The 18,786-nt window shown below is 63.4% G+C and carries 17 protein-coding genes and 1 pseudogene; 11 read left to right on the top strand and 7 right to left on the bottom strand.

Features of this window, described 5'->3' with window-relative positions:
• Positions 1–4: 4 nt before the first annotated feature.
• Positions 5–622, top strand: coding sequence for an SCO family protein (locus C0Z16_RS10285; protein ID WP_102632048.1), 618 nt, complete (start codon positions 5–7; stop codon positions 620–622).
• A gap of 30 nt (positions 623–652) precedes the next feature.
• Here the strand turns inward: C0Z16_RS10285 and C0Z16_RS10280 are convergent, their stop codons facing one another.
• Positions 653–943, bottom strand: coding sequence for a YciI family protein (locus C0Z16_RS10280; protein ID WP_102632047.1), 291 nt, complete (start codon positions 941–943; stop codon positions 653–655).
• 258 nt (positions 944–1,201) lie between these two features.
• Between C0Z16_RS10280 and C0Z16_RS10275 the strand changes: the two genes are divergently transcribed.
• Positions 1,202–2,014 carry a MetQ/NlpA family ABC transporter substrate-binding protein gene (locus tag C0Z16_RS10275; RefSeq protein ID WP_102632046.1) on the top strand — a complete coding sequence of 271 codons (813 nt, stop codon included), beginning with the start codon at positions 1,202–1,204 and terminating at the stop codon, positions 2,012–2,014.
• A 9-nt stretch (positions 2,015–2,023) separates the two neighbouring features.
• On the opposite strand, the gene C0Z16_RS10270 is transcribed toward C0Z16_RS10275, so the two are convergent.
• Positions 2,024–2,950 carry a bifunctional helix-turn-helix transcriptional regulator/GNAT family N-acetyltransferase gene (locus C0Z16_RS10270; protein ID WP_102632045.1) on the bottom strand — a complete coding sequence of 309 codons (927 nt, stop codon included), beginning with the start codon at positions 2,948–2,950 and terminating at the stop codon, positions 2,024–2,026.
• Positions 2,951–3,316: 366 nt separating this feature from the next.
• Here C0Z16_RS10270 and C0Z16_RS10265 point away from each other — a divergent pair, with 366 nt between their 5' ends.
• From C0Z16_RS10265 to nagE, 5 genes are all read left to right on the top strand, one after another.
• Positions 3,317–4,051, top strand: a complete 735-nt coding sequence (locus C0Z16_RS10265) for a GntR family transcriptional regulator (RefSeq protein WP_102632044.1) — start codon at positions 3,317–3,319, stop codon at positions 4,049–4,051.
• Positions 4,052–4,149: 98 nt separating this feature from the next.
• Entirely contained in the window at positions 4,150–5,253 is a 1,104-nt protein-coding gene (gene nagA, locus C0Z16_RS10260; RefSeq protein ID WP_102632284.1) for an N-acetylglucosamine-6-phosphate deacetylase, read from the top strand.
• Positions 5,246–6,253, top strand: a complete 1,008-nt coding sequence (locus C0Z16_RS10255) for an SIS domain-containing protein (protein ID WP_102632043.1) — start codon at positions 5,246–5,248, stop codon at positions 6,251–6,253. Before nagA ends, C0Z16_RS10255 begins: the two co-directional genes overlap by 8 nt.
• A gap of 38 nt (positions 6,254–6,291) precedes the next feature.
• A complete protein-coding gene (gene ptsP / locus C0Z16_RS10250; protein ID WP_175130647.1) occupies positions 6,292–8,856 on the top strand; it encodes a phosphoenolpyruvate--protein phosphotransferase in 2,565 nt (854 codons plus the stop codon).
• A 75-nt stretch (positions 8,857–8,931) separates the two neighbouring features.
• Positions 8,932–10,734: an N-acetylglucosamine-specific PTS transporter subunit IIBC gene (gene nagE / locus C0Z16_RS10245; protein ID WP_102632041.1), complete on the top strand. Its 1,803-nt coding sequence runs from the start codon at positions 8,932–8,934 to the stop codon at positions 10,732–10,734.
• A 168-nt stretch (positions 10,735–10,902) separates the two neighbouring features.
• Here the strand turns inward: nagE and cydX are convergent, their stop codons facing one another.
• Together cydX and rpoH are read right to left on the bottom strand one after the other, a co-directional pair.
• On the bottom strand, positions 10,903–11,019 hold the full coding sequence (gene cydX, locus C0Z16_RS10240; protein ID WP_102632283.1) for a cytochrome bd-I oxidase subunit CydX: 117 nt from the start codon (positions 11,017–11,019) through the stop codon (positions 10,903–10,905).
• A gap of 215 nt (positions 11,020–11,234) precedes the next feature.
• Positions 11,235–12,170 carry an RNA polymerase sigma factor RpoH gene (gene rpoH / locus C0Z16_RS10235; protein ID WP_020067013.1) on the bottom strand — a complete coding sequence of 312 codons (936 nt, stop codon included), beginning with the start codon at positions 12,168–12,170 and terminating at the stop codon, positions 11,235–11,237.
• A gap of 363 nt (positions 12,171–12,533) precedes the next feature.
• On the opposite strand from rpoH, the gene C0Z16_RS10230 reads away from it, so the two are divergent.
• Entirely contained in the window at positions 12,534–13,097 is a 564-nt protein-coding gene (locus C0Z16_RS10230) for an acyloxyacyl hydrolase (RefSeq protein ID WP_102632040.1), read from the top strand.
• Positions 13,098–13,140: 43 nt separating this feature from the next.
• Positions 13,141–13,524: a nuclear transport factor 2 family protein gene (locus tag C0Z16_RS10225; RefSeq protein ID WP_027801216.1), complete on the top strand. Its 384-nt coding sequence runs from the start codon at positions 13,141–13,143 to the stop codon at positions 13,522–13,524.
• Between the two features lie 377 nt (positions 13,525–13,901).
• Here C0Z16_RS10225 and C0Z16_RS10220 read toward each other — a convergent pair.
• Together C0Z16_RS10220 and ybiB are read right to left on the bottom strand one after the other, a co-directional pair.
• Positions 13,902–14,189, bottom strand: a pseudogene (locus C0Z16_RS10220) (2-isopropylmalate synthase); the annotation flags it as partial.
• A gap of 547 nt (positions 14,190–14,736) precedes the next feature.
• Entirely contained in the window at positions 14,737–15,708 is a 972-nt protein-coding gene (gene ybiB, locus C0Z16_RS10215; RefSeq protein WP_102632039.1) for a DNA-binding protein YbiB, read from the bottom strand.
• A gap of 239 nt (positions 15,709–15,947) precedes the next feature.
• On the opposite strand from ybiB, the gene C0Z16_RS10210 reads away from it, so the two are divergent.
• Positions 15,948–16,646, top strand: a complete 699-nt coding sequence (locus C0Z16_RS10210; protein WP_102632038.1) for a fumarylacetoacetate hydrolase family protein — start codon at positions 15,948–15,950, stop codon at positions 16,644–16,646.
• A 24-nt stretch (positions 16,647–16,670) separates the two neighbouring features.
• Positions 16,671–17,315 carry a maleylacetoacetate isomerase gene (gene maiA / locus C0Z16_RS10205; protein WP_102632037.1) on the top strand — a complete coding sequence of 215 codons (645 nt, stop codon included), beginning with the start codon at positions 16,671–16,673 and terminating at the stop codon, positions 17,313–17,315.
• Positions 17,316–17,434: 119 nt separating this feature from the next.
• On the opposite strand, the gene ftsY is transcribed toward maiA, so the two are convergent.
• Positions 17,435–18,619 (bottom strand): signal recognition particle-docking protein FtsY, encoded by a 1,185-nt coding sequence (gene ftsY / locus C0Z16_RS10200; protein WP_102632036.1) that lies wholly within the window; start codon positions 18,617–18,619, stop codon positions 17,435–17,437.
• Between the last annotated feature and the right edge of the window lie 167 nt (positions 18,620–18,786).

Below are 18,786 nucleotides of genomic sequence, written 5' to 3'. Positions count from 1 at the left end.
CACCATGCACACTATCCGCTTCGCGCGCGCGGCGCGTGCCGCTGTGATTGCTTGCGCGCTTGGCGGCGCGTTGCTCGTGGCAGGCTGCGGCAAGCAACCGCCGGCATTCCAGAATCTCGACATCACCGGCAACACGCAATTCGCGAGCAACTTCTCGTTGCCCGACACGTCCGGCAAGATACGCACAATGGCGGACTACAAAGGCAAGGTGGTGGTGCTGTTCTTCGGCTACACGCATTGCCCGGACGTTTGCCCGACAACCATGGCCGAGCTGTCGCAAGCGCTGCAGCAACTGGGCCCCGAGGATGCAAAGCGCGTGCAGGTGCTCTTCGTCACCGTCGATCCGGAACGCGATACGGCTGCGCTGCTCGCGCAATACGTGCCCGCGTTCAATCCGACGTTCGTGGGCCTGCGCCCCGATAACGAGGCGCAGCTCAAGAAGGTGACGAAAGACTTCCGCGTCTACTACGCCAAGGTGCCGGGCAAGACACCCGAAAGCTACACGATGGACCACACCGCGGCGAGCTACGTGCTCGACACCGACGGCAAGCTGCGCCTCTTCGCGCGCGACGGCCAGGGCGCCGCACCGTGGGTCCACGACATCAAGCTGCTGCTCGACTGACGCGGCAGGCTCAGAACCTCGAGCCAACGCTCAAACCGGTATCGGCAAATTCAATCCCGGAGCGAGCCGCGTAGTCTTGAACTCGGTCACCTCATAACGCGCGAGCTTCTGCACGGCGAACGGGTCGCTCGCGAGAATTTCATCGAGCTTCTCGCGGTCGATACGCACCGCCAGAATGATGCCGCCGTCGCGCGGCACTTTCGGTCCTGCCGCGACGAATACGCCCGCTTCGAAATGCGTCGTCAGGAAGGCTCGATGTGCGTCGAGCGCATCGTCGATGCGTTCGAGCGGTGCGGTATAGATGAGGTTGACTACATACATAGGCGTTCTCGCTGGCAATTGAACGAACCGCGGACACGCGCGGCAACGTTTCGAATTATCGGCTACAGCGCGGCTTTTTGCCGCCGGCCGGCTCGTGCATACCCATATGCGATCGCGATATTTCCCATCCTGCGAGCCATATGAGAGGATTTACGGTCCGGCCAGCGGCGCGCTGATATCCATGTGTCATCAGCATGTGTCGCCGGCTATCACCCGAGTCCGACCTCAAGTCGATTCGATTAGAAACAGCGAGAATTCATGCAGCGCAGAAACATCCTCAAAGCCCTCTCCGCAGTGATCGCCGGCGCGGCGATTGTCACCAGTTTCGACGCCCACGCCGATGAAAAAGTCATCAAGGTCGGCACCATCGGTGGCCCGGATGCGCAAATCTGGGAAGTCGTCACGAAGGTGGCCAAGCGGGAAGGCCTGAACGTGAAGGTGGTCGAATTCAACGACTACGTGCAGCCGAACGCCGCGCTCGACGCGGGCGATCTCGACGCCAACAGCTTCCAGCATCAACCGTATCTCGACAGCCAGATCAAGCAACGCGGCTACAAGATCGTCAACGCGGGCCTTACTTATATTTCGCCGCTCGGCATCTATTCGAAGAAGCTCAAGTCGCTGAAGGATCTTCCGCAAGGCGCGAAGGTCGCGGTGCCGAATGATCCGTCGAACGAAAACCGCGCGCTGCTGCTCCTGCAGACGCAAGGCGTGATCAAGCTGAAGGTCGGCGCGGGCACGAACGGCAATAACGCGACCGCGCTCGACGTCGCCGAGAATCCGAAGAAGATCAAGCTCGTCGAACTCGATGCCGCGCAATTGCCGCGCTCGCTCGCAGATGTCGATGCAGCCGCGATCAACACGAACTTCGCGCTGGCCGCCGGCCTGCAGCCGACCAAAGACGCGATCGCACTCGAAGACATTCGCAGCCCGTATGCGAACCTGATCGCGGTGCGCACACAGGACAAGGATAAGCCGTGGGTGAAGAAGCTGGTGGCCGCGTATCAGTCGGAAGACGTGCGCCAGTTCATCAAGACCCAGTTCAAGGGTTCTGTCGTGCCGTCGTTCTAACGTGGCCGCTTATAAGCCTAACTCCCATCGCTCGATTGTCAGGTCTTTGCCGAAGCGCTGCTCCGGCGCCTGACTGACGAGTTCGAAACCGGCGCGCTTGCATAGGCGCCGCGGCTCTTCCAGCGCGCTGGCCGTGGTCAGCGTCAGCCTCGTATAACCCGCGCGGCGCGCAAACCGCGTTGCTTCGCTTATCAACCGCGTGCCGAAACCGAGACGCTGCACGTCCGGTTCGACCCACAATAGCCGCACGCCGGCCACCGTCGTCGACACTGCGACGATGCACACGGCGCCGACGGCCACGCCGTTCTGATCGGCGACCACGCACATTTCCCGCACCGTATCGTTGCGTTGGGTGTAGTCCGCGACGACGCGCGCAAGTAATCCCTCGAACGATTGATCCCAGCCATATTGCGCCGCGAACCACTGCGCCTGCCGATGCACTAGCCAGCCGCATTCGCCGGGTCGCGGCGCACGCAGTTCAACCGTCTGTTGCTGCGGCTTGTCGCCCAGCAGCCGCTCGATGATTTTCATCGCGGCGATCAACTGCTCCTGAGAGCCCGCGCCGAGCCCGCCGAGGAGGTTCAACACTTCCTGACTGGCGGCGGCATCGAGCGGCGCATAAGCTGCGTGACCCTTATCGGTGAGCGCGATCAGCGACTGTCGGGCGTCCGTTTCGGACGGCCGCCGCGTGATCAGATTGCGTCGTTCGAAATTGGTCAGTAGGCGGCTCAGATAGCCGCTGTCGAGACCAAGCGCGCGGCCAAGCACCGACGCTGTTTGAGCGCGTCCACGCGAGAGCTCGTGCAGCACGCGCACCTCTGTCAACGAGAAGGTGCTGTGAGCCAGGTGCTCGTGCAGAGCGCCGATAAGCCGGGTGTAAAAGCGATTGAAATGGCGGACTGCCTGAGCCCGCCGCAGCGCCTCGGAATCGGTCAAATTGCTGCTCTCCCGGATTTTTATGGATTTGCATACCACTATATTGGAACGCGCCCTGATTAACAAAGCCACGCATCCTGGCGTGAAATCGGTTGGTGTCAAAAAGCTGCAGACGCGCGCGACTCGCGACGCCGCACCTAGTCCGCAATTTGGGCATCGGTACGGTCTACTTGCCTTAAATACGGGTAAATCCTGGGCTCGAAACACGCGCTCCGCAAGTGCCTTCTTTGGTCTGTGAGGCTTATTCCACAAGGCTTGACGTCGATCGATACCAAGATAGAACCAATTCGTTGACTGGTATTATGTTGGTTATATAATGGGCTCTCATTTTTCAGGTCGCACTTTCGCGACGGCCGCTGGAGCGCCATGGAAACTCGCTGGTCCGCACTGATGCCTGACGCTCGCAACGTCACGCCGCTGTATTTGCAGCTCGCGCGCAATCTTGCGACCGCGATCCATTGCGGCGTGTGGTCCGCGGGTGAGGCGCTACCTTCCGAGCGCACGCTCTCGGATGCAATCGGCGTGTCGCGCATCACCGCGCGCAAGGCGATCGAACTGCTCGTCGAGCAGGGGCTGATCCGACGCGCACGGGGCGCGGGCAGCTTCATCACGCCACGCGTCGAAGATCCTCTTTCGCGGCTCACCGGCTTCACCAAGAAGATGCAGCAGCGCGGCTTTCGTCCTGACTCCGTATGGCTCGAGCGCGATATCCGCGCCGCCAATCGCGACGAACTCGTGCACCTCGGGCTGTCGCCCGGCGCGGCGGTGGCGAGCCTGCGTCGTTTGCGCCGCGCGGACGGCATCGTGATGGCGGTCGAGCATTCAGCGCTTCCGGTCGCGATTGTTCCGGACCCGCAGGCAATCGGCGTCTCGCTCTACAGCTATCTGGAGCAACGCGGCGCGGCTGTCGTGCGCGCGTTGCAGCACTTTCGCGCGGTCAACGCTTCGAGCGAGATTGCCTCACTCATGGATATCGAACCGCGCTCGGCGCTGCTGGTCATTACCCGTATCGGTTATAGCGCCGACCAGCGCGCAATCGAGTTGACCGACACTTATTGCCGCGACGACTACTACGACTTCGTCGCTGAATTGCGGACCTGAGCGCTGCACCTGAGCGGGGCCGTGCCGGCTGCGTTCCCATGCAGCGCCGTCAAGCGCAATTCAGCCACACCTTGTATCACGCCTTGCAAGAGAGACTCATGCTGACCGGAAACATACTCACCACCGACGGGTGGATTCACGGCACGCTCGAATACGAAAACGGCCGCATCACGGCGCTCACCGGCGAGCGCGTTGATCCCGCGACGAACGACGCACCGTACATCCTGCCAGGCTTCATCGATCTGCACGTGCATGGCGGCGGCGGCGCGGACGTGATGGAAGCCGGTGACGCCATCGAAACCATCACTCGCACGCATGCGCGCTATGGCACGACGAGCCTGCTCGCCACCACCATGACCGCGCCGCGCGACGAGCTGATGAGCGTGGTCGCCGGTCTCGGCGACGTCGCGCGCGTGCGCACTCAGGGCTGCTCGCGCGTGCTCGGCGTGCATCTGGAAGGACCCTACATCAACCCCGGCAAGCTGGGCGCGCAACCCGACGCAGCGGTCTCCGCGGTGATGGACGAAGTGCTGAAGTATCTGTCCATCGCGCCGATTCGGGTGGTCACGCTCGCGCCTGAAATCGCCGGCCACATGGACATCATCTCCGAGATGGCGGCGCGCGGCGTGCGCGTGCAGCTCGGCCATTCGCTCGGCACTTACGACGACGCGGTCGCCGCGCTCAAGCACGGCGCGTGCGGTTTCACGCATCTGTTCAACGCGATGTCGCCGCTGCATCACCGCAATCCTGGCCTCGTCGGCGCGGCGCTCGCGCACGCCGAATTCGCCGAAATCATTCCCGACTTGCTGCACGTCCATCCGGGCGCGATCCGCGCGGCATTACGCGCGATTCCGCGTCTGTACGTGGTGACGGATAGCACGTCGGCGACCGGCATGCCCGACGGCGAATATCGCCTCGGCAGCCAACACGTGACGAAGTGTCTCGGCGGCGTGCGTCTCGCCGACGGCACGCTCGCCGGCAGCACCCTGACCATGGATCAGGCGCTGCGCAATCTGGTGTCGATCGGTCTGCCGATCGCCGATGTATCAAACCGTTTGTCGCGCTATGCCGCCGACTACCTCGGCATCGAAGACCGCGGCCGCATCGCGCGGGGTGCGTGGGCCGATGTCGTCGTGTTCGATCGTGAATTGGCGTTGAACGCGACATACGTCGAAGGAGAAGCAATTGTCGAATATGCTTAAAGAGGCGCTGGCGTCCGCAGAAACGGTTGCCGCGCAACTCACGGACACCTCGTGCGTCGAGGCACTGGCGGCCCGGCTCGCACAGCAACCGCGTCATGTCGCCCTAACGGTCGCGCGCGGCAGTTCCGATCATGCAGCGAGTTACTTCGCAAGCCTGACGATGAGCCGCCTCGGCGTGCCGGTTGCCTCGCTGCCCATGTCGGTCGCGACGCTGCAACAGGCGCCGCTGCAAGTGCGTGATCAGCTTGCGCTAGCGTTCTCTCAGTCGGGCAGGAGTCCTGATCTGGTCGGCACCATGCAAGCGCTGCGCGAGGCCGGCGCGCTGACCGTTGCCGCTGTGAACGCGCCGAGTTCGCCGCTCGCCGACGCGTGTGAGTGGCATCTGCCTCTCGTCGCCGGCGCGGAACTGAGCGTGGCAGCCACCAAGAGTTATATCGCGATGTTGTCGATTTCCGCGCAACTGGTCGCGCATTGGCAGCGCGATGCGGAACTGCTTGCTGCGTTGAACACGCTGCCCGACGCATTGCGGACCGCCGGCAGGCTCGACTGGTCGAAGGCTGTCGACGAACTGCGCAACGTCGAACGCATGATCGTGATCGGACGCGGTCTCGGTCTTGCCATCGCGCAGGAAGCCGCGCTGAAGTTGAAGGAAACCTCGGGCATTCAGGCCGAAGCGTTTTCGAGCGCGGAAGTGCGCCACGGTCCGATGGAACTGATCGACCGCGACTATCCGCTGCTGGTGTTCGCACCGCGCGGACCGGAGCAGGCGGGCCTCCTGCAACTCGCGCGTGACATGCAGGCGCGCGGCGCCCGCGTGTTACTCGCTGCTCCGTCCAATGTACCCGAAGCGACGCTGCCGCTCGCTGCCACCGCTCATGCGGCGCTCGATCCGATCGCCGCCATCCTGTCCTTTTACGTGATGGCCGCGGGCCTTGCGGCCGCGCGCGGGCGCAATCCCGACGCGCCGCGCCATCTAAACAAAGTCACCGAAACTCACTGACGAGAAATCAGATGCGACGTGTCGAGGAGTCCCGTTTAATGAGCCATTCTGAAGGCCATATTGTTTTGCTCGCGCCGATGACCGGTCCGGTCGTGCCGCTGGCGAACGTGCCCGACCCGGTGTTTTCGGGCGGCATGTTCGGCGACGGCATTGGCGTCGATCCGCTCGAGGGCCGACTCGTCGCGCCGTGCGACGGAACCGTCACCCATCTCGCACGAACCGGCCACGCCGTGACGCTCGCGACCGCGGAAGGCGCCGAAATTCTGCTGCATATCGGTATCGACACGGTCGAACTGAACGGCAAGGGCTTTGCGCCGATGGTCGAGCAGGGCGCCCACGTGCATGCCGGAGACGTGCTGATCGAATTCGATCAGGATCAGGTTGCGTTGCATGCGCCGAGCCTTGTTTCTGTCATCGCGATTGCCAACTCGGACGCGTTCGAAATCGTCGAGCGCGCGCAGGGCGGCATGCTGAAGGCGGGCGAAACGCCGCTGTTGTTGCTGCGTCCTCGTGACGGCGCCGCGGCCGCGGCGTCGCGTCAGATGAGCGCGACGAGCGTGACGGAAGAAGCGCGCGCGCAAATCAGGCTGGTCCACGCGGGCGGCTTGCACGCGCGGCCGGCAGCGCGTGCGCGCGAGGCGGCGCGCGCTTTTGATGCGCGTGTCGAAGTGCGCTACGACGGGCGCAAGGCGGCAATCGAAAGCGTGGTCGGTCTGCTTGGGCTCGGCGCTGGTCAAGGCGCGACGGTCGAATTGCTCGGCGTCGGCCCGCAAGCCAAAGCCGCTGTCGACGCGATCGCCCACGAATTGACGCGTGAAGCGCACGGCGAAGTCGAAGAAACGCCGGCCCGGCAAAGCTCGCCGGCGCCGCAAACGGTGGCACCTGCCGCAGGCGAAGCGCTTGAGCCGAATACGCTCGCGGGCGTCTGCGCGGCGCCGGGCGTGGCTATCGGCAAGCTCGTGCGCTGGGACGACGCGGACATCGATCCGCCGGAACAGGCGAGCGGGACGTCGGCGGCGGAAAGCCGTCTGCTCGACAAGGCGATTGCGACCGTCGATGCCGATCTCGGCACCACGGTGCGCGACGCGTCGCAGCGCGGCGCGGTCGGCGAAGCGGGCATTTTCGCGGTGCATCGCGTGTTGCTCGAAGATCCGACGCTGCTCGACGCCGCGCGCGATCTGATCAGCCTCGGCAAAAGCGCGGGCTTTGCGTGGCGCGAGGCGATACGCGCACAGATAGCTATCCTAAGTAATATCCAAGACGCATTGCTCGCCGAACGTGCCGCCGATCTGCGCGACATCGAGAAGCGCGTGCTGCGCACGCTCGGCTATACGAATGACGCGGCGCGCACGCTGCCGGACGAAGCCGTGCTCGCGGCGGAAGAATTCACGCCGTCCGATCTGTCCGCATTGGATCGCTCGCGTGTCACGGCTCTCGTGATGGCGCGCGGCGGCGCGACGTCGCACGCGGCGATTCTCGCGCGCCAGGCGGGAATTCCCGCCCTGGTGGCCGTCGGCGACGCGCTGCATGCGATTCCCGAAGGCACGCAGGTGGTGGTGAACGCGACCACGGGCCGCCTCGAATTTGCACCGACGGAGCTCGACGTCGAACGCGCGCGTCTGGAGCGCAGCCGTCTCGCAGGCGTGCGGGAAGCGAATCGCCGCACGTCGCAGCAAGCGGCGGTGACGGCGGATGGCCGCGCGATCGAAGTTGCCGCGAACATCGCCACGCTCGACGACGCCAAAACGGCCGTCGAAAACGGCGCCGACTCGGTTGGCCTGCTGCGTACCGAATTGCTGTTCATTCACCGCGCGGCCGCGCCGACCACGGACGAGCATCGGCAGAGCTACCAAGGCATTGTCGACGCGTTGAGTGGCCGCACCGCGATCATCCGCACGCTCGACGTCGGCGCGGACAAGGAAGTCGATTACCTGACGTTGCCGCCGGAGCCGAATCCGGCGCTCGGCTTGCGCGGCATTCGCCTCGCGCAGGTGCGTCCCGATCTGCTCGACGATCAGTTGCGCGGTCTGCTCGCGGTGAAGCCATTCGGCGCCGTGCGCGTTCTGCTGCCGATGGTGACCGATGTCGGCGAGCTCATCCGCATCCGCAAACGTATCGACGAGTTCGCTCGCGAGCTGGGCCGCACCGAACCGATTGAAGTTGGAGTGATGATCGAAGTGCCGTCCGCGGCTCTGCTTGCCGACCAGCTGTCGCGACACGCCGATTTCCTGTCGATCGGCACCAACGACCTGACGCAATACACGCTCGCCATGGACCGCTGCCAGGCCGACCTCGCCGCACAGGCCGACGGTCTGCATCCGGCTGTGCTGCGTCTGATCGCGGCGACCGTGCAAGGCGCGAACCGGCATGGCAAATGGGTCGGCGTTTGCGGTGCGCTGGCGGGCGATCCGCTCGCGATGCCGCTGCTCGTCGGCCTCGGCGTGATCGAGCTTTCGGTGGATCCGGTGTCGGTTCCGGGCATCAAGGCGCGAGTGCGCAATCTGGATTATCAACTGTGCCGTCAACGCGCCCAGGATGCACTGGCGCTCGAATCGGCGCAGGCGGTAAGAGCAGTAAGCCGTGAAACGTGGCCGTTGGACTGAACCCCACACCGTCCGCAAGCTGGCTACATCACTCAACGACGTCCGTCGACAACGAGACAAGGATTGGAGGTATCAATGGATGGGAATCCGTTTCTGAAGATTCAGCGCCTGGGACGCGCGCTGATGCTGCCTATCGCGGTGCTGCCGGTTGCCGGCCTGCTGCTGCGCCTCGGCCAGCCCGATGTGTTCAACATCAAGATGATCGCCGACGCCGGCGGCGCGATCTTCGATAACCTGCCGCTGCTGTTCGCAATCGGCGTGGCGGTCGGTTTCGCGAAGGACAACAACGGCGTCGCGGGTCTCGCGGGCGCGATCGGTTATCTGATCGAAGTCGCGGTGATGAAGGACATCAACGACAAGCTCAATATGGGCGTGCTGTCGGGGATCGTGGCGGGTGTCGTCGCGGGCTTGCTGTACAACCGGTACAAGGACATCAAGCTGCCGGACTACCTCGCGTTCTTCGGAGGGAAGCGCTTCGTGCCGATTGTCACGGGCGTGGTCTGTCTCGCACTCGGCATTCTGTTCGGCTACGTCTGGCAACCGGTGCAGAGCGTGATCGATACAGCCGGCCATTGGCTGACCACGGCGGGTGCGCTCGGTGCGTTCGTGTTCGGCGTGCTGAACCGGCTACTGCTTGTGACGGGTTTGCATCACATTCTCAATTCGCTGACGTGGTTCGTGTTCGGCACGTTCACGCCGACGGGCGGCGCAGCGGTGACGGGCGATCTGCATCGCTTCTTCGCTGGCGACCCGACTGCCGGAACCTTCATGACGGGCTTCTTCCCGGTGATGATGTTCGGCCTGCCGGCCGCGTGTCTCGCGATGTTCCATGAAGCGCCGAAAGAGCGCCGCGCAGTGGTCGGCGGTCTGCTGTTCTCAATGGCGCTCACGTCGTTCCTCACGGGCGTCACGGAGCCGATCGAGTTCAGCTTCATGTTCCTCGCACCGGTGCTGTACGTGATCCATGCGCTGTTGACGGGGCTGTCGCTTGCGATCTGTTCGGCGCTCGGCATTCACCTCGGCTTCACGTTCTCCGCGGGCGCGATCGACTACGTGCTCAACTACGGACTCTCGACGAAGGGCTGGCTGGCGATTCCCCTCGGCATTGCGTATTCGGTGGTGTATTACGGCCTGTTCCGCTTCTTCATCCGCAAGTTCAACATGGCGACGCCGGGCCGCGAACCGGCCGCTGCCGACGAACAGGTCGATTCGTTCGCGGCCGGTGGTTTCGTTTCGCCCGCCGCCGGCGCTGCCGTGCCACGCGCGCAGCGTTATATCGCGGCGCTGGGCGGCGCATCGAATCTGTCGGTGGTGGATGCGTGCACCACACGTCTGCGTCTGTCCGTGATGGACTCGAGCAAGGTCTCCGAGAACGAGTTGAAGACCATTGGCGCGCGCGGCGTGCTCAAGCGCGGCGCGACCAACGTGCAGGTGATCATTGGGCCCGAAGCGGACATTATTGCTGACGAGATTCGGACTGCGATTGGGCGGTCGGGTAGCGATGCGGATGCGGCGAAGCCTGTGGTTGCTGGTGCTGCTGCTGTTGGCGTTGCTTCGACTGCGGCCTTGGCCTCTGCCTCGGCGGCGGTAGCGTCGGGCGCTGCAAGCGGTCCGCTCGATCCCGATCCGTTGCGTTGGCTTGCGGTGTTTGGCGGCGCGGGTAACGTGCTGTCGCTCGATGCGGTGGCGGCAACGCGTCTGCGTATCGTCGTGCGCGATCCGTCCGCGGTCGATCGTCAGCGTCTTGCATCGCTCGACACGGCATGGGTGTCGGCGGACACGTTCCATATCGTCGTCGGCGATGCCGCGCGGCGTTACGCAGATATGCTGGCGACGCGTATGCCGGCGAGCGGCGGCGCGACGCCCCTGCCTGCCTGATGGAGTGGAGCGGACGAGGCAACGAGGGCGATTCACATTGTTTGTTTGCCGCGCCCTCATGCGGTAACGCTGCCAACTGAACGGCCGAGCCGCAGCAATTAAAAAGCGGCACCTTGACCCAAGGTGCCGCTTTCACGTTTACCGGCGCAATGCCGGCCAATGTATTCGTTAGCAAGTCTTAAGATGAACCGCTTCACAGGACCGGCGCGGTTCGAGCCACATTACATTGATGACGCCGAGTGCCAGCACCACGCCGATAGCGGGAATCCAAGCGAAATACCACATCGCAAACAAAGAAACGCGCATGGTCGGCATTGCTGCTCACAGGGAGGCGCATCATAAACGCGGCCTGGAACGCGCGGTGAGCGCGCGAGCCGTCACGCGAAGAAAGCGCACAAAAAAGCCCTGCCTATCTTGCGACGGGCAGGGCCTTGCGACTTGCATCGCGCGCGCCGGGCTAGCCGGCTTGCAGCGCGCCGACGAAGCTGTCCGACAGAGACTTACGCGTACTCTGTCAGCGCGCCGCGCATCTTCTTCATGGCGCTGGCTTCGATCTGGCGAATACGCTCAGCCGACACACCGAACTCGTCGGCCAGTTCGTGCAGCGTCGAGCCGCCCGAACCGTCGTCTTCAACCTTCAACCAGCGAGCTTCGATGATGCGGCGGCTGCGGGCGTCGAGTGCCTCCAGTGCCGTCGCGATACCGTCGCTCTGCAGCTTGTCGCGTTGGCGCGAGGCCAGCACGGCAGTCGGCTCACTGTGCGAGTCGGCGAGATACGCGATTGGCGCATACGACTCTTCGCCGTCTTCAACCTGGCCTTCCAGCGCGATGTCGCCGCCGGAGAGCCGCGTTTCCATTTCGGCCACTTCTTCGCGCTTGACGTTCAACTCCTTGGCGAGACCTTCGATCTCGTCCGGCGTGAAAGCGCCCAAGCCTTGCTTATGGCTGCGCAGGTTGAAGAACAGCTTGCGCTGTGCCTTGGTCGTGGCGACTTTGACCATGCGCCAGTTGCGCAGAATGTATTCGTGGATTTCGGCCTTGATCCAGTGCATGGCGTACGACACGAGACGCACGTTCTGCTCCGGATCGAAGCGTTTCACGGCTTTCATCAGGCCGATATTGCCTTCCTGGATCAGGTCGGCGTGCGGCAGCCCGTAGCCGAGATAGTTACGCGCGATCGAGACGACCAGCCGCAGGTGCGACAGCACGAGGCGGCGTGCGGCCTCGAGGTTGTCGTGCTCGCGGAATTCTGTGGCGAACTGGCGTTCTTCTGCCGGCGTCAGCATCGGAATCCGATTCACGGCCTGGATGTAGGCGTCGATGTTGCCCAGTTGGCCGGGCAACAGGGAGGAATGGGAGAGCGCCAGCGCACCTGCCGGAGCGGCCTTAGCCGACGACGGGCTCAGAGTACTCGGAAGGGTCAATGCATGGCTCACGTGTAAAACTCCTTTGGAATCAGGCAAAAGCTTGTTCAGTTAACGACTCCAGCGTTGGATGTTAGCACTCTCGTTTTCCGAGTGCTAATACTTAGAGGCCGTAGGGGCATCGAAGTTCCGCAAATTCCTATTGAAGTGCACATTCCAATAGTCATGATACGCGCGTTTTGAAGTCGGCGCGTCGGCCGTAGAAGTTACCTGATGGCGCGGCTTCGGTCTCACATTCGACCGATTTTTTCCATTTTTGATGTGAGTAATTGCGAAAATTTAAGTTTCTTAATAGGATCCGCCGACTCTGGATTGTCTTTAGAATAAGCAGGACTGTTACAGATTGTTCAACCTTCGCTGAGCTCGGGGTGTTAGATGAACAACAAAAAGAATGCGGTGCGCGGTCTGGCTCTAAAAAGTGCGTGCGCGGCTCTGCTCCTCGGTTTTTCCGGCTTGGCCGCAGCCGATGAGTTCGGCGTGCAGGTCGCGGGCGGTCTCGGCGATCATCATGTCCGAAAGCTGGACCTCGGCGTCGTGTGGGATCCGAATCTCACGTGGTGGCAGATCGGCGACTGGCATTTCGCGCTGATCGGCGAAGCCCACGTGGCCTGGTGGCACACGGACGAAGGCAATGTGCACGGGAACATCGGCGAAATCGGTGTGACGCCTATCATTCGCCTCATTAAAGGTTCGGGATCAATCCGGCCTTTCGTCGAGGTAGGCGCGGGCGTTCGTCTGCTGTCGAGTCCGAGAATTTCTTCGACCTTCACGCTTTCCACCGCGTTCCAGTTCGCCGACATGGCGGGCGTGGGCCTGCAATTTGGCAGTCACCAGCAGTACCAGGCAGGCTACCGTTTCCAGCATGTTTCGAATGGCGGTATCAAAGAGCCGAATCCTGGTATAAATTTCCACCAGCTATATCTGCAATATAACTTCTGACGACCGTGGCCGCGTCCGGCTCACCGGTGCAAGGGGCTGAGCAATGGCGGCAAAGACGATCGAAGCGATTCGCGGGCTGGAGCGAGAGCGCTTCCGTGCGATGGTCGACGGTGACGGGCAATCGCTCGACACGCTGCTCGCGGAGAACGTGAGCTATGTGCATACGAACGGCAAGCGTGAAACGAAGCGGCAGTTTATCGACGGCATCACTGCCGGGCGCCGTCGCTACCGGCAGATCGAGGTGCAGTCGCAAGATGTGCTGCCGGTGGGCCGCGAGACTTGTGTCGTCACGGGCCGCGCGCTGATCGAGATGGAAGCGAACAACGGCGCGCTGCTGTTCCCGATTGCCTACACGGCGATCCACACGCAGGAAGACGGCCAATGGCGCCTGATTGCGTGGCAGGCCACGCGTTGCGCAATCGAATAAGCCTTGTGGGTTCGCTCGTGCTAGCCGGCGGCCTTGTGGGCGGTCGGTGCGCGTGAGGCGGCGCGGTTGGTTGTGCCGCTGAGGTCGGCGATGGCCGTTGCTGCTCGCGTGAGACCTCGGACAGCGGCGTGACCTTGCCAAGGGTCACGCCGTGAGTTGCGGGGGCCGTATGCCGCTCTTTATCAGACGCCCGGTTGCGGCTCCGCATCCCGTATCGTCCGCGGGCCGAGGTTCTGCTGATCCTGATCGTTCGATCCGGCATCGCCCATCACTTTTCCACTCCGTATGACCGCATTGCCCGCATACGGATGGCGCGGGTGCACCGGAATCTGGTTGCAACGCTCCACAATGCGCCGAACCGCCGCCATATCGCAGAAGTCGTCAGGAATGCGTTTTTGTTCGATCAGCTTGCGGAGGAAATCGAAATCGGTCTGCGAGGCGGACGGAAAGCCGACTTCGATTTCCTTGAAGCCGATCGCCACCAGCATCTCGAAGAACTGGAGCTTTTGCGCCGCGTTCATCGGCTCGATCAGCGCCTGGTTGCCGTCGCGCAGATCGGTGCTCATCCAGGCCGGCGCATGGTTGATCGTGCGGCTCGGCCATTTGCGGCCGGTGAGACGTACGGGCGGAAAAGGGCGATATTTTTCAGCGGGATTGCGCAGCATCATGAACCTCGTTCATTGTCTCTTATGCAAAAAGGGGCGGCCAGGCAGTGCGCCTCCTGCGGCTGACGCGCGGCCACGAATGCGAGGCGCGCCAGCCGGTCGCTAGCGGCAACAGCGAACGGGCGCGAACGAACAGCGTCATGACGACGACCCCAGCCAATGTGGACGTGGATGAAGCGCATGCAACGGGCATTCGATCCTCGTGCATTGACCGCGCGGACACGGACGAATGCAGACGGCTACAGCTTGTGAAGAACTACAGTCGGGGATGAAGCAGTAACTGCTGAACTGCTTTGAGGAGCGCGCGGCAGGGGAATCGGCGTGCGAGTCGACGTGCCGATGCGGCGCTACGTCTGACTTACGCTAGAAGCGCTAGACGTAGCGATAGAGGCCGCGCTAGGCGGCCGGAGGAAATGCGGAGGATGTTCGGAAGGAAACGCATCGGGCTAATGTATGACGGCCCGCAGCGGCGTGTCAATCCGCGGCGTTCGCATCGTTCGCGCGGACGGCTGCAGCGAACGATGCGCCGCGCGCGCCGCCAGACTCTTTACACAGGCGTTCTGGCGACGTCGACGATCAGCTCGACTTGCCGCTCGATCGCGCTCGGTATCGGCGCCTCGCCGCGCAACACCGCGCCGATCCATGCCGCTGTGGTCTCGGCGTCGCGCGCTTCGGGCAGCTCGACTTCGGGCGCGTCCCGCGACGAACGCTCATGCGGCACGCGCGTCTCGCAGATGCCGTCGTGCAGCCAGTCGACCTGCACCTGACGCCGCGTGTCGGCTACGGCTTCGCCTTCCGTGCCGCGCGCGAGCAAAGCGCCGCCGGCCGCCGCGTCGGGATGCGTGTTGAACAGTTGCGTGAGGCTGTCGCGATACGGCGGGTGTGTGTAGTTGACGAGGCGCAGTCCCGCGGGCGTGAACGGCTGCAGGATCTTCACGAGCGTGTGCGTCGAATTGCGCACACCCATGCGCCGGCGCAGCGCGAGCAGACGCGCGAGCTTCGGCGCGAGGACGTCGATCGGCGCAAACGCGAGACGGCGCTCGGCAAGGCCGTCTTCAATATCGTCGTGCGAGCTTGCGTGGGGAATGCGCAGATACGTGAAAATTTCAGCGCTCGTCACGCGGCCCGGATCTTCAGTGACGCCGTGCACGAGAACCGGCACGCCTTCGCGCGCCAGCAACAGTGCGAGCAGCGGCACCAGGTTCGGCTGCTTGCGCGCGCCGTTATACGTGGGTATCGACACGGGCCGGAACTCGCCGGGCGGCAGGTGAACCGGCTCGAACGACGCATGAGCGCCCGCCAGCATCGCGGCGAGCTCGTCGGCGGTCTCGCCTTTCACGCGATAAGCGAGCAGGATCGCGCCGAGTTCCAGTTCGCCGACGCGGCCGTCAAGCATGGCGGTATAAAGCGCGCGGGTGTCGTCGGCGGTGAGCGCGCGCGCGCCGTTCGGGCCGCGGCCGATCTCCTTGATGAAGCGGGCCCAGGGGAACGAGTTGGCGGTGTCGGCGGAGTCGGTCATGGCGAGCAGATTTGACGTGCTGGCGGGCTGCTGTCGAGCCGGCCGCCACGGTATTCAAGGGACGTTATCTGGTGTGAGTATCGCATCTATAGCCGTCCGGCGAATCACGGGCACAGGCGCGCGGCCGGCGTGCCGCTGTCGTGAACCCATGCCGGACTGGCGCGCGCGGCCATCTGCAGCGCGTTACACTCGTTGTTTTATCGCCGCGCTGCGGCTCATATCGAAGAACGGAGAACGGGATGAGTTACGTATTTGCACCCGCACAGGCGGTCGCCGTGCCGGTCGTAGGGTCCAGCGAGCAGTTCCCGGTGCGTCGCATCTACTGTGTCGGCCGCAACTACGAGGCACACGCCCGCGAGATGGGACACGATCCCGACCGCGAGCCGCCGTTTTTCTTCAGCAAGCCGGCGGACGCCGTTCTATATGTCGCACCGGGCGAAACGGGCGAATTTCCGTATCCGTCGCTGTCAAAAAATGTCCACTTCGAGATGGAGCTAGTGGCGGCGATCGGCAAAGGCGGCAAGAATATTCCGGCTGAGAGCGCGCTCGATCACGTCTATGGCTACGCGCTTGGTCTCGACATGACGCGCCGCGATCTTCAGGCTGAGGCGAAGAAGCTGGGGCGTCCATGGGACACAGCAAAAGGCTTCGATCACTCCGCGCCGCTCGGCCCGATTCATCCGGTTCCTGCGGTCGGCCATGTCGAGAAGGGCGCGATCTGGCTGTCCGTAAACGGTGAAGAGAAGCAAAATTCGGACGTGTCGCAACTCATCTGGTCGGTCGGCGAAACCATCGCCTACCTGTCGACGCTGTTCGAATTGCAACCCGGCGATCTGATTTTCACAGGCACGCCCGAAGGCGTCGGCGCGGTGGCGCCGGGCGATCTGATGAAGGGCGGCGTAGACGGGCTCGGCGAGTTCAGCGTGCGCGTCGTCTGACGCGGTTTGGGAGGAGACAACGACATGAAGCTCTACAGCTATTTCCGCAGCTCGGCGTCGTATCGCGTGCGTATCGCGCTGAACGTTAAAAATCTGCCGTACGAATATGTGCCCGTGCATCTCGTGCGCGACGGCGGCGAGCAGTTGAAGCCCGATTACCGCAAGATCAACGTGGACGGCATCGTTCCCACCCTGATTGACGGCCACGAGGTGATGCCGCAGTCGCTTGCGATCATCGAGTATCTGGAGGAAACACATCGGGAGCCGCCGCTCTTGCCAAAGGCGCCCGCCGATCGAGCGTATGTGCGTTCCGTGGCCTTGCAGGTCGCGTGCGAGATTCATCCGCTGAACAATCTGCGCGTGCTCAAGTATCTGAAGCACACGCTGTGCGTGGACGACGATGCAAAAGACGCCTGGTATCGGCATTGGGTGGAAGCGGGTTTCGCGACGCTCGAGGCTCACCTGGCCGGCGACGCGCGCACCGGCAAGCTCTGTTTCGGCGACGCGCCGACGCTTGCCGACGCGTGTCTGATTCCGCAGGTGTTCAACGCACAGCGCTTCAAGGTCGACACAGCGAAGTTTCCGACGATTCAGCGCATCTACGATCACGCGATGCAAATCGATGCATTCGCCCGCGCAGCGCCGGGGGTGCAGCCGGACGCAGAATGATCCGGCGGTGTTGAACACAAAAAGGGCACTCCGCGGAGCGCCCTTTTTGTGCTTTGCCGGGAAGGGGCTGGCTGTCGCGCTTGCCGCCAGCTTGCGTCTAACGTGCGTTTAGCCTGCGTTTAGCCGCCCAGCAACGCGTCCGAAAACTCTTCGGCGCTGAAAGGCTGCAAGTCCTCGACCTTTTCGCCGACGCCGATGAAGTACACGGGAATCGGACGCTGCCGCGCAATGGCCGCGAGAATGCCGCCCTTCGCCGTGCCGTCCAGCTTGGTGACGATCAGGCCCGTGAGGCCGAGCGCGTCGTCGAAAGCCTTGACCTGCGCGAGCGCGTTCTGGCCGGTATTGGCGTCGATCACGAGCAGCACCTCGTGCGGAGCACCGTCTTGCGCCTTGCCGATCACGCGCTTCACCTTGCGCAGCTCTTCCATTAGATGCAGTTGCGTCGGCAGACGGCCGGCGGTGTCCGCCATCATCACATCGACCTTGCGGGCCCGCGCGGCGCCGACCGCGTCGAAGATCACCGCCGCCGGGTCGCCGCTTTCCTGCGACACGACCGTGACGTTATTGCGCTGGCCCCAAATGGCCAGCTGCTCACGCGCGGCGGCGCGGAAAGTGTCGCCCGCAGCCAGCAGCACCGACTGGTTGAAACTCTGCAGATGCTTGGCCAGCTTGCCGATGCTGGTCGTCTTGCCGGCGCCGTTGACGCCAGCGATCATCATGACGAGCGGCTGTGCGCGCCCGAGCATCAGCGACTTTTCCAGCGGTTTCAACAGATCGACGAGCAGTGTGCGCAGCGCCGTCTTGACCTGTTGCGGATCGGTGAGACGCTCGACGCGCACTTTCTCGCGCAGCGCTTCGAGCAGGAATTCGGTGGCGTCCACGCCCGCGTCCGACATCAACAGCGCGGTTTCGAGTTCTTCGTAAAGATCCTCGTCGATCTTCGTGCCGACGAAAATGCCGGTGAGGCTGGAACTGGTCTTCGACAAGCCGGTTTTCAGGCGCGTCATCCACGAGCGCTTAGCGCCCGCGTCCTGCACGGGCGGCGGCACGATCTCGACGGTTTCGAGAGACGATTCTTCGAAGTCCGGTTCCAGCTCCAGTTCCGGTTCGGGCTGGGATTGCGGCGCGATGGCGGGCGCCGCGGCTGCGGGTGGCGTCACGATGCCGGCCGGCGCGTTCGTACGCGGCGCGGCAGGCGCTTCGACGGCCGGTTCCTCGACCAGGCCTTCAGGCGCGGTTTGCGATTCGTCCGGCGCGTTTTCGGACTCTTTCGAGCCCTTGAATCGTTTGAAAAAGCTGAACATGATCTGGCGTGGTGAGAGCGCGCGCCGATGCGCGCAGCCGGTACAGCACCGGCGGGAGCGGCAGGCAGCGTTGCGATGCGGGATGCAAGGCGCTGGAAGCCGCACATTTTATCAGGCGCGCCGTCGCCCGTCGTATCGGCCGAACGGCCAGGCTAGACGCGCGGCGC

It is taken from the genome of Paraburkholderia rhynchosiae (assembly GCF_002879865.1).
Lineage (GTDB): Bacteria > Pseudomonadota > Gammaproteobacteria > Burkholderiales > Burkholderiaceae > Paraburkholderia > Paraburkholderia rhynchosiae.
Note: the sequence above shows the minus strand (reverse complement) of the source record. Positions and strands in the feature narration are given on the sequence as shown.